Annotated in this window: 10 protein-coding genes; 1 reads left to right on the forward strand and 9 read right to left on the reverse strand. The window is 39.1% G+C overall.

What is annotated here, in order from left to right; all coding sequences use genetic code 11:
* The 6 genes from fapR to CD138_RS08380 all read right to left on the reverse strand — a co-directional run bounded on the left by fapR (window position 1) and on the right by CD138_RS08380 (window position 7966).
* Window positions 1-561: a transcription factor FapR gene (gene fapR / locus CD138_RS08355; RefSeq protein WP_026066878.1), complete on the reverse strand. Its 561-nt coding sequence runs from the start codon at window positions 559-561 to the stop codon at window positions 1-3.
* A 1102-nt stretch (window positions 562-1663) separates the two neighbouring features.
* Window positions 1664-3709: an ATP-dependent DNA helicase RecG gene (gene recG, locus CD138_RS08360; RefSeq protein WP_019167368.1), complete on the reverse strand. Its 2046-nt coding sequence runs from the start codon at window positions 3707-3709 to the stop codon at window positions 1664-1666.
* Between the two features lie 2 nt (window positions 3710-3711).
* Window positions 3712-4581, reverse strand: coding sequence for an L-serine ammonia-lyase, iron-sulfur-dependent, subunit alpha (sdaAA, locus tag CD138_RS08365; protein ID WP_026066758.1), 870 nt, complete (start codon window positions 4579-4581; stop codon window positions 3712-3714).
* 17 nt (window positions 4582-4598) lie between these two features.
* Window positions 4599-5264, reverse strand: coding sequence for an L-serine ammonia-lyase, iron-sulfur-dependent subunit beta (sdaAB, locus tag CD138_RS08370; RefSeq protein ID WP_019167370.1), 666 nt, complete (start codon window positions 5262-5264; stop codon window positions 4599-4601).
* A 650-nt stretch (window positions 5265-5914) separates the two neighbouring features.
* The gene (gene fakA / locus CD138_RS08375; protein ID WP_019167371.1) at window positions 5915-7579 is read right to left on the reverse strand and encodes a fatty acid kinase catalytic subunit FakA; all 1665 of its coding nucleotides are present in this window, start codon (window positions 7577-7579) and stop codon (window positions 5915-5917) included.
* A gap of 12 nt (window positions 7580-7591) precedes the next feature.
* Window positions 7592-7966 carry an Asp23/Gls24 family envelope stress response protein gene (locus tag CD138_RS08380; RefSeq protein ID WP_019167372.1) on the reverse strand — a complete coding sequence of 125 codons (375 nt, stop codon included), beginning with the start codon at window positions 7964-7966 and terminating at the stop codon, window positions 7592-7594.
* Window positions 7967-8298: 332 nt separating this feature from the next.
* On the opposite strand from CD138_RS08380, the gene rpmB reads away from it, so the two are divergent.
* Complete coding sequence (gene rpmB, locus CD138_RS08385; RefSeq protein WP_014614133.1) at window positions 8299-8487, forward strand: 50S ribosomal protein L28; 189 nt, start codon at window positions 8299-8301, stop codon at window positions 8485-8487.
* Between the two features lie 141 nt (window positions 8488-8628).
* Here rpmB and CD138_RS08390 read toward each other — a convergent pair whose 3' ends face one another.
* From CD138_RS08390 to rpe, 3 genes are all read right to left on the reverse strand, one after another.
* Window positions 8629-8799, reverse strand: coding sequence for a DUF3885 domain-containing protein (locus tag CD138_RS08390; protein ID WP_162137359.1), 171 nt, complete (start codon window positions 8797-8799; stop codon window positions 8629-8631).
* 91 nt (window positions 8800-8890) lie between these two features.
* A complete protein-coding gene (locus CD138_RS08395; protein ID WP_019167374.1) occupies window positions 8891-9532 on the reverse strand; it encodes a thiamine diphosphokinase in 642 nt (213 codons plus the stop codon).
* Entirely contained in the window at window positions 9532-10182 is a 651-nt protein-coding gene (rpe, locus tag CD138_RS08400) for a ribulose-phosphate 3-epimerase (RefSeq protein ID WP_019167375.1), read from the reverse strand. Before rpe ends, CD138_RS08395 begins: the two co-directional genes overlap by 1 nt.
* Between the last annotated feature and the right edge of the window lie 63 nt (window positions 10183-10245).

A 10245-nucleotide genomic window follows, 5' to 3' on the forward strand; every position in this document is an offset into this window, starting at 1 on the left:
TTATTCATCCTCGCTTATGTAATACATTTTAAATAGACCTTCAAAGACTTTTTCCTGTGCAACAAATGACGTCACACTCATTTCATAATATTTATCATCATGAAATTGGACTTCCGCTTCTGCAACAACAACATCGCCCAATTGGACAGGTTTGACAAAGTGGATATGACTTTCTTTCGTCAATACGGATGCGTGTTTCACAATGGCCACACATAATGAATTCGCTTGCGCAAACAACACATGCCCACGCGCAATCGCATTTCTCGTAAAGACATCTTTTTTCGAAATGGTCATAATCGACTTTCCTGCTAAATTTGGCTCTAAAGATACGATATCTCCAATAATGTCTTGATCTTCAAGGGCACTAATGTTTTGATATTGATCTTTTGCTACATTTTTAACACGTTCTCGAAGTTCAGGAATATGTAACTGACTTCGATCGAGGCGTATCGTCTGGATACTCACTTCAAACATGTCACTTAAAGCTTGATCTGTAATAAATGGATTTTGCTGGATGGTAGTTTCAATCAGTGTACGTCTTTCATCTTTCGTCTTTTTCACATCATCGCCACCCAAATTTAGTACCAAGTCTTAATTGACTCCATTTCATTTTAACATGTTTACAGCACAGTTCAAAATGATTTCATGCTTCATTCATATATAGCTGGCCTGACTTTTTGATAGGAACAGACCATCATTATTTTTAATTCTTGCCTCGGAGAAATGAAAATTTATATTGAATGATAAACCCAGTAGAGATGGACTGGGGATAAAAGTTTTTGATATTCAATTGCTTAAATGGGCGAGATTCTTGAGGGATATAGTTAAAAACAAAATGTCGTCTTTTAATTTTGATATAGGCTCCTGTTTAACGCAGTAGTTGTCTGGGACTGGGACATTAAGTTTTCCCAGTCCTTATCCATTTTATGGACATATAGCAATTAATGATGATCAAACAGCCACAAATGAGGATGAATGGGACGTCATTATTGGATGTTATGGGCATGTCTCCATTTTATAAACTATCCCCAGGTGACTGCATTTGATGCAAGATTGCCCAGAGGCTGAGACTCCCGAGGGATGAAGTTAAAAACAAAATAACGTCAATTAACTTTGATAGTGGCTACTGTTTATCGCAGTAGCTGTCTGACTTCTCAATGCTTGTGCTTTTGAGAAGTCTAGTCAGCCTTGCGGGGGCAGTACAACGAAATCTTTGTTTCACATGAGATTTCTGTACTGCTCCCGAAAATCCAATTTGGCTTCCATCCAGTGTACACTTCAATCAAGCCAAATTTAGTTGAGGCAAGTCCTGGGAACGCGAAGTCATAAGGGCAATCAGAAGCCACAAATCATAGGGAGGGCAAGTTAAACAAAATACTGCATCCATAGCACCAATAATGATTATATCCCATCCCCTAGTCAGCCTTGCGGGGGCAGTAAAGAAATCTTTGTTCCACATGAGATTTCTTTACTGCTCCCTAAATCCAATTCGGCTTTTATCCAGTGTACACTTCAATCAAGCCGAATTGAGTTGAGGCATCCCCTAAGAACGCGAGCCCAAAATGCCAATTCCGAAATTCAGAATGGTTATCAATGAGGAGCATTCGATTAAAATATAACAATTTAGAAAGCTCAAGTTTTTATGTCGCAGTTCCCCTCAAAATTAATCAAAGCTTTGATACAACACTTTATCCTCTATAAACGTCCGCAATCGTTCATATTCATCCGTAAAAAATGCGCCCGATTGCATTAATTTCGCCGCTTCATCTCTTGCTACTTCTAACATGCGATAATCCTCGACCAAGTTCCCTACTAAAAAGTCAGGCAAACCGCTTTGTTTCACACCAAAGAAATCACCAGGTCCTCGCATTTCTAAATCTTTCTCACTTAATTCAAAGCCATCTGTCGTTTGTGTCATAATTTGCATCCGCTCAATACCTGTTTCGGTCTTAGGAGAAGCAATGAGCACACAATAACTTTGAAAATCACTTCGCCCGACACGACCACGCAATTGATGCAATGTCGACAAACCGAAACGATCCGCATCATAAATCATCATAAATGTCGCATTCGGTACGTTCACACCTACTTCAACTACGGTTGTCGCGACGAGGACATCAAGTTCATGCGCACTATAACGATGCATCACATCATCTTTTTCGTCCGCGCTCATTTTCCCATGCAACAAACCGATACGGCGGTGTGGTAACGCAGCTTGCAGATTTTCATAAAGTTCAATCGCATTTTGCACGTCTTCTAAATGTTCCGAGCTTTCGATCAGCGGTGAAATCACATACGCCTGTCTCCCTTGTTGCAATTCACGTTCCATATGTTCAATCACTTGGGCGTACTGTTCATGTTTCACCCAGTATGTTTCAATCGGTTTACGCCCTTTAGGCAAACTTTTAATCGATGACACGTCCATTTCACCAAACACAGAAATGGCGAGTGTTCTCGGAATAGGCGTCGCTGTCATGAAGAGGACATTACTGAGCGCTCCTTTTTCACGTAATTTTTGACGTTGCTGCACTCCAAAGCGATGTTGTTCGTCCGTAATCACAAGCCCGACATTATGGAATGCTACATCATCTTGAATGAGTGCATGTGTGCCGATTAAGCAATCAATTTCACCATTTGCAAGTTGTTCGAGCAGTAACTGGCGCTTCTTCCCTTTGACTGATCCTGTTAACAACGCCACATTCATATAAGGTCCAAATAATCCGACTAAGCTTTCCGCATGCTGTTCCGCTAAAATCTCTGTCGGTACCATCAATGCAGATTGATATCCCGCCGTTTTCATCGCATACATACAAATCGCCGCAACGACGGTTTTCCCTGATCCTACATCACCTTGTAATAAACGATGCATCCGTATCGGCGCTTTCAAATCCCGAAAAATTTCATTTACACTCTGTTTTTGGCCTTCTGTCAGTTCGAAAGGCAACGTCTCAATAAACGCTTTAACTTGTTGAATATCGTATTGCACTTCTATCGCTTCTTCTGACATCTTTTCCATACGATTCAACCACTGCATACGAAGCTCAAACATAAAAAATTCAGTAAAAGCAAATGTCCGTCGCGCGCGTAATAAGGATTGCTGGTCTTTCGCTTCATGTAATGCATGGAGCGTATCATGCAGAGTTTCTAATTTATATTGTTCACGCATCTCTGCCGGCAACCATTCATGAATCGTAATGTCATTCAAGGTTTGCTGAATCATGTCCCGTAATGTTTTTTGCTTTAATCCTTCTTTCACACGATAGACGGGAGTAAACTGTGCATCCGCTAACTGTGACAGATCAAAAAACATTTTCTGACCATTAATTTCTTGTTTACGTCGAGACCATTTTCCTTTAATCACGACCGTTTCATGTAATTGAATTTTGTTTTTCAAATACGGTTGGTTGAAAAATACAGCTTTCACCGCAATCCCATTAATCATTAAATGAACCGTCAATTTAGAACGATTTCTTCCAAAAAAAGCGACAGTGGGGGTCGAATAAACTTCCCCGCGAACTGTCACATTGGATTCATCTTCAGCCGTCGTCAAATCAACCAACGTATTATCTTCATAACGCGTCGGCAAATAAAGGACTAAATCTTGAATGGTATGGATATTCATTTCATTTAAAATAGCCAATCGTTTTGGGCCTAACCCTTTGATGTCCTTAAGCGCATAAGGATTTTCAATGAGGTTTAATTTTGTCATTATTAATCACCAAAAATCTGTTGTTTTAATCGCTGACCTGTTGGTGTACCCGCTAAGCCACCGCGACCTGTTTCACGTAAAGCAGATGGCATTGTTTGACCAATTTTATACATCGCATCAATAACTTCATCTGTTGGAATACGTGATGTAATACCCGCTAGTGCCATATCCGCTGACACAATCGCGTTAGACGCACCTGCTGCATTACGTTTTACACATGGTACTTCGACTAGGCCTGCGACAGGATCACATACGAGACCTAACATATTTTTAAGACAAATCGCAAAACCTTCTGCCGATTGTTGTGGTGTACCTCCAGCTGCTTCAACAATCGCCGCTGCAGCCATTGCACTCGCTGAACCGACTTCTGCCTGACAACCGCCAGCCGCGCCAGAAATAGAAGCATTATTCGCCACAACAAATCCGAAAGCGCCTGACGTCAGTAGAAAGTTCAACATATCTTGACGGTTTAATTGTAATCTATTTTTAAGCGAAAATAAAACTCCAGGAACAACGCCAGCAGAACCGGCAGTAGGTGTTGCACAAATTTTACCCATCGCTGCATTCACTTCATTCGTCGCAACTGCTTTACTCACTGCATCTAACACTAAATTGCCGGCTAATGACTGACCACTTTCGATGTATTGTTTCATTAAGACGGCATCGCCACCTGTGAGCCCTGTCTTAGAAGTCACACCTGCTAAGCCTTCATCCAATGCATTTTCCATCGTTTGTAAATTATGATCCATATGTGTGTAGACTTCTTCAGCTGTCATGCCCGTTACAGCCATTTCTTGCTCTAACATCACTTCATGAATCGCTTTATTCTCTGCTTCACATCTCGCAATTAATTCTTTTACACTTTTAAACATTTTCACGTCTGTCATCATTAATTATCCCCCATCAACGAAACTGTTACGACACCTGGAACTTGTCGAATTGAATCTAAAATCTTATCATTCACTTCATCGTCCAGTTCACACGTCATTAATGCTTGATCACCTTTTTCTTTTCGTGACACTTGCATGCTGCCGACATTGATACCGTCATCACCTAAAATATTCGCAACTTTCCCGATTGTTCCGAAAGTATCTTGATGGAACACAAGTAACGTCGGATAGTTACCACTAATAGCCAATGGAAAACCGTTAATCGCGACAATTTCTATTTTACCGCCACCAATTGATACACCTTCGACAGAAATATTTTTTTCTCCATCTGTCATATCGATAATCGCTGTATTCGGATGCGAACGTTCCTCACTCATTTCAATAAAGTGCACACGCATACCAGCCTCATTTGCAGTTTCGAGACTTGTTTCAATACGATCATCATCTGTATCATAGCCGAGTAATCCACCGACTAATGCGACGTCAGTCCCGTGCCCTTTATATGTTTCCATAAATGAACCGTATAAATAGATGTCTGCCCGTTCAGGTTGTTTGCCGAATAAGTCTCTAGCGACAAGTCCGATTCTGACTGCACCTGCTGTATGTGAAGATGACGGGCCTACCATCGTTGGTCCGATAATATCAAATACGCTTTTATATTTCATTTTTTGCTCCCCCCGTTTTTGACCATCAAATGTGTCTCTTTATTATATCAATGTTCTGTTTAGATTGTAATTTTTGTTGATTTTAAATTTTTGTGCTTATGTACTTTTATTATTTGTGTTTTTGAACTTAGTTGAATATTGATACATCAGTCGTTTATGATTCATACTGTTACAATACCTTTAGTACTTTTAAGGTATTTTAGTTCATATCAAAAATTTATTTCTAGGATACATATACCATTTACTCAAATGTAGAAAACATCAACTGCAATGACAAAATAGCAGCCAATACACAACATTTTCTCCCCACTATCGTGAGGTAATTTATGTTTGAGCTTTATTAAATTTGACTGTTGCAATATCATTGTAACAGTTTGTTCCACTCACCTCAGATTGCAAGAACTTACCGAGACTCCCGAGGGATAAGCTGCCCTGGAAAATCCACCAACGCTACTACAAATGTGATATCAACTCAAAGCGTTGGTTAGTTGAAAGGGCAGCCCCTGGGAACGCGAGTGTAAAGTTCGTCAATCTGTTAACAGCAATCTCAAATGAATCACCTTAAGTTGAAACCCCCAACAGCACTCTAAAAAGCATCAAACAACGATAATACGTCGTCTGATGCTTTTTAGCGTTCTATCAATAAAACATTATTCTACTGCAAATAAGTATGGATAAATCGGTTGTTGACCGTCTTGAACTTCAACTTCTACGTCTTCATAGTGCTCACCTACAAATGATTCAATCCAGTCTGTTAAATCACTGTCTGCTTCTTCACCGGTGATAATTGTTAAAATTTCACTTTCTTCATTTAACATATGTTTTAAAGTTTCTTTCAATACGATTTGCTTGTCTCGGTCACTTGCGATGATTTTATCTTCTACAAGTCCCATGAAAGCATCTTTTTCAATTTCGATACCATCAATTTTTGTATCTCTGACAGCATACGTCATCGCACCTGATTGTACGTCATCGATGGCAGCAGTCATCGCTTCTTCGTTTGTCGCTAAGTCCGCACTTTCATCGTAGTGGAACATCGCCGCAATACCTTGTGGCACAGTACGTGTCGGAATAATGATTGTTTCAGCTTCAACGATATCAGCAGCTTGTTGACTCGCCATTTGAATGTTTTTATTATTTGGTAAAATAATCGCACGTTTACAACCACTGTCTTGAATCACTTTAACGATGTCTTCAGTTGATGGGTTCATCGTTTGTCCACCACTAATCACATGCGTCGCACCCATGGATTTAAACAGCTTTGTAATGCCGTCGCCCATTGAAATGGTAATGACCGCTGTTTCTACAGTTTTTGTTACATCATTTGTATCTTTTGTTTTCGTTTGATGTGCTGCTTCTTTACGTAAAACTTCACGATGCTGTTCACGCATATTTTCAGCTTTCACTTTAATCAATTCGCCATACTTTTGACCAAATGAAAATACCTCACCTGGCGTTTCTGTATGAACATGGACTTTCACGATTTCGTCATCACTAATCACAAGAAGTGAATCCCCGAACTGGCTCATTTCTTGTCTGAAATCTGCTTCATCAAATGGTGCTTTATCCGCTTCGAAACGCACCATCATTTCTGTACAATAGCCATAGACGATATCTTCAGTATCAATCACACCGTGGAAGTCGTGTTCATCATTAAAGAATGCTTCACGATCGACTTTCGGTGCTTCTGCGACAATTTTTTCGCCTTTCATCGCTTTAAGAAAACCTTCATAAACTAATGTGAGTCCTTTACCGCCGCTATCAACGACGCCCACTTCTTTCAGGACCGGTAATAAATTAGGTGTATTTTCAAGTGACTGCTGTGCTGCTTCATAAACGTACGCCATCACTTCCAAACAGTCGTCTGTTTCTTGTGCTTTTTCGACTGCTGCTGCACCGGCATCTTTAGCGACAGTTAAAATCGTCCCTTCCACTGGTTTCATGACAGCTTTATATGCTGTTTTAACACCTGCTTCAAAACTTTCCGCAAATTGTTTCGCATCAATTTCTTCTTTATCTTCTAATGCTTTTGAAAAACCACGGAAAATTTGAGAGAGAATCACACCTGAATTTCCACGTGCGCCCATCAATAATCCTTTAGAAAAAGCTCTACCTAAGTCCCCAATATGTGCAGTCAAGTGTGCCTGTACTTCTTCACGTCCAGAAGTCATTGACAAATTCATGTTTGTACCTGTGTCCCCGTCAGGTACTGGGTATACATTTAATGCATCTACCATGTCAGCATTGTTTGATAAATTTTGTGCCCCTTGTATAATCATGTCGGCAAATAGATTACCGTTGATTTTCGTTATCATGCAAATATCCTCCTATTTGTCTTTCCCGTCATTATTAAAGCGCACGCCCTGAACAAAAATATTCACAGAGTTGACTTTAAGTTTTAATGTATTTTCTAAAGTATATTTCACAGTCGATTGTACGTTTTGCGCAACTTCTGAAATTTTGACACCGTAAGATACAATAATGTGCATATCTACATCTAACACACCATTTTCTTCTCTTACTACGATTCCTTTCGCGTAGTTCTCATGTCCTAAAATTTCAGCAATACCGTCTCTTACTTGTTGACGTGACGCCATGCCCACAATACCGTAACACTCTACAGCTTTACCGCCTACAATAGACGCGATAACTTCATTTGAGATATCGATACTTCCGTAATCATTTGTAATTTCTAAAGCCATTATTTTCGCCTCCTAGTTTACAAATTCACTCTAATATATCTTCTATCTTTACATCTGTTAAAATGGATTGTCTCTCGTTTAAAACACTCTAATTTCTAATAATATTATATTACTATATCTGACAAGTCGTTGCCAACATACGCATGGTATATCACAACTTTTTCTCACATTTTAGTCAATCACAATTTCAAATTATATCAGAAAGTGCAAAACACCAAAAGTGATTTATGAAAATTAACCTAACTTTTTATTGCATGTCAATGGCTATTGTGGTATATTACGTTAGTATGTAGTAGAAATGTGTATTTGTATTTCTTAAAGGAGGTACGATGATGGGTAAAGAATGTTTCGTAACAGGACGTAAAGCTTCAACAGGCAACAGACGTTCACACGCGTTAAACTCAACTAAACGTCGTTGGAATGCTAACTTACAAAAAGTTAGAATCCTTGTTGATGGTAAACCTAAAAAAGTTTGGGTTTCAACTCGTGCTTTAAAATCAGGTAAAGTTACTCGCGTATAATTAACAACATATAGTGAAATAAAAAACAGGTCTTTATGTGGGAGACCTGTTTTTTTATTTTCATTTATTTACATTCAATATTCGATAAAGGGACTGAGAAAACTTAAGGTACCAGTCTCGTTTTAAAAATTACTAGACTTCCTATTCAGTATAGATCTCAAATTCTAATTCCTCATGCTTTTGCTTAAATGCTTCAAAATCATCTGAATGATTAAACACCACAATCAATCCTCGGTCATCATATAAATGAAAAAATATTTCTTTATCAACATTGATGAAATAGATAGATGAATACGTTTCTCCCTGATTCATATAATGACGCATTAACAATAATCACTCAGTTAATAAATAAAAAGAGATCACCGTTATGGCAATCTCTTAATCGTTTTAATTGGTATCCTCTTTACATATCTCGACTTCTCATGAAATAGACGCCGCCTTGGTGAATAATGACCTCTCCTTGTTCCGCATCAAATTCATTGGAAACCGTTAATGTTTCGCCTCGATTCAACTGCTGCTCACATAACGCATATTTAAATCCTTTTAACGACAGCACCACTTCATCAGTGCCTTGCATAAACGAAACGTATCGATAAGTTGGATCGTTTTGTAATACATGCTGTCCCTCAGTTAAATACTCGATTTCGTTTTGTCGATCAATCAGTTGAATACGAACCGTTTCAAAATCAGGATGTTGCAGTAATTGCATGGCGCCCATAAAATGATCTAAACGCCCACCTGTTGCACCAAAAATTTGAATGTGGCGATATCCTTGTTCCACTGCAGTGCGCACAGCAAGGGCTAAGTCAGTATCGGCTTTTTCAGCGGGTACAGGATTAATATCCAACTGTGTTTGCAACCATTCACGTTCACTTTCTGAAATCGAATCAAAATCGCCTACCGCAAAGATAGGTGTGATATTGTGTTGCAATAAAACCATCGTGCCTCTATCCACGCCACCCCATGTTTGATGACGCCTTGTATCGAACAATGCTGCTGGCAATTCACGATCACTACAAAGCAAGCACACCGTTTGATCGGTCATTATAATTCACCTTTTAAACGTTGGTTCGCTTCTTTATAGTCTGCTTGGCCAAAGAAATATGAACCTGCGACCAACCAATCCGCTCCTGCATCCACAACTTGTTTCGCTGTTTGATCATTGATGCCACCGTCAACTTCAATTTTAAAGTTAAGTTGACGATTTTTTCTGATTTCATCTAACTGTTTAATTTTATCAACAGCAGATGGGAGAAATGCTTGCCCACCAAAACCTGGATTCACTGACATCACTAACACGAAATCCACATCTTCAATCAACGCATCTAATGCATGTACAGGTGTCCCAGGATTAATGACAACACCCGCTTCAACACCATGCTTTTTAATATTTTGAATCACGCGATGAATATGTGGATTGCCTTCTAAATGCACCGAAATTTTGTTCACACCTTTTTCCGCAAACGCTTCGACATAGTCATTCGGTGTTTCAATCATCAAGTGTGCATCAATCGGTAAATCCGTAGCCGCACGAATCGCTTCAAGCACTGGGAAACCGATTGAAATATTAGGGACGAACTGGCCATCCATGACATCAAAATGTAACGCGTCAATACCGCTTTCTTCTAATTTTGATAATTCTTCTTTTAAATTTAAAAAATCAGCTGATAATAAAGAAGGAAAAACTTTTGTCATTAGTATCTTACCTTTCGATTTGATATTTCATTATATAGTTGTACGTAATGGTCATAACGAAAT

It is taken from the genome of Staphylococcus intermedius NCTC 11048, from assembly GCF_002902385.1.
Lineage (GTDB): Bacteria > Bacillota > Bacilli > Staphylococcales > Staphylococcaceae > Staphylococcus > Staphylococcus intermedius.

Coding starts and splice junctions, on each gene's coding strand:
- rpe (WP_019167375.1), bottom strand. CDS start 10,182: ATGACAAAAGTTTTTCCTTCTTTATTATCAGCTGATTTTTTAAATTTA.
- recG (WP_019167368.1), bottom strand. CDS start 3,709: ATGACAAAATTAAACCTCATTGAAAATCCTTATGCGCTTAAGGACATC.
- rpmB (WP_014614133.1), top strand. CDS start 8,299: ATGGGTAAAGAATGTTTCGTAACAGGACGTAAAGCTTCAACAGGCAAC.
- CD138_RS08380 (WP_019167372.1), bottom strand. CDS start 7,966: ATGGCTTTAGAAATTACAAATGATTACGGAAGTATCGATATCTCAAAT.
- CD138_RS08395 (WP_019167374.1), bottom strand. CDS start 9,532: ATGACCGATCAAACGGTGTGCTTGCTTTGTAGTGATCGTGAATTGCCA.
- fakA (WP_019167371.1), bottom strand. CDS start 7,579: ATGATAACGAAAATCAACGGTAATCTATTTGCCGACATGATTATACAA.
- sdaAB (WP_019167370.1), bottom strand. CDS start 5,264: ATGAAATATAAAAGCGTATTTGATATTATCGGACCAACGATGGTAGGC.
- CD138_RS08390 (WP_162137359.1), bottom strand. CDS start 8,799: ATGAATCAGGGAGAAACGTATTCATCTATCTATTTCATCAATGTTGAT.
- sdaAA (WP_026066758.1), bottom strand. CDS start 4,581: ATGTTTAAAAGTGTAAAAGAATTAATTGCGAGATGTGAAGCAGAGAAT.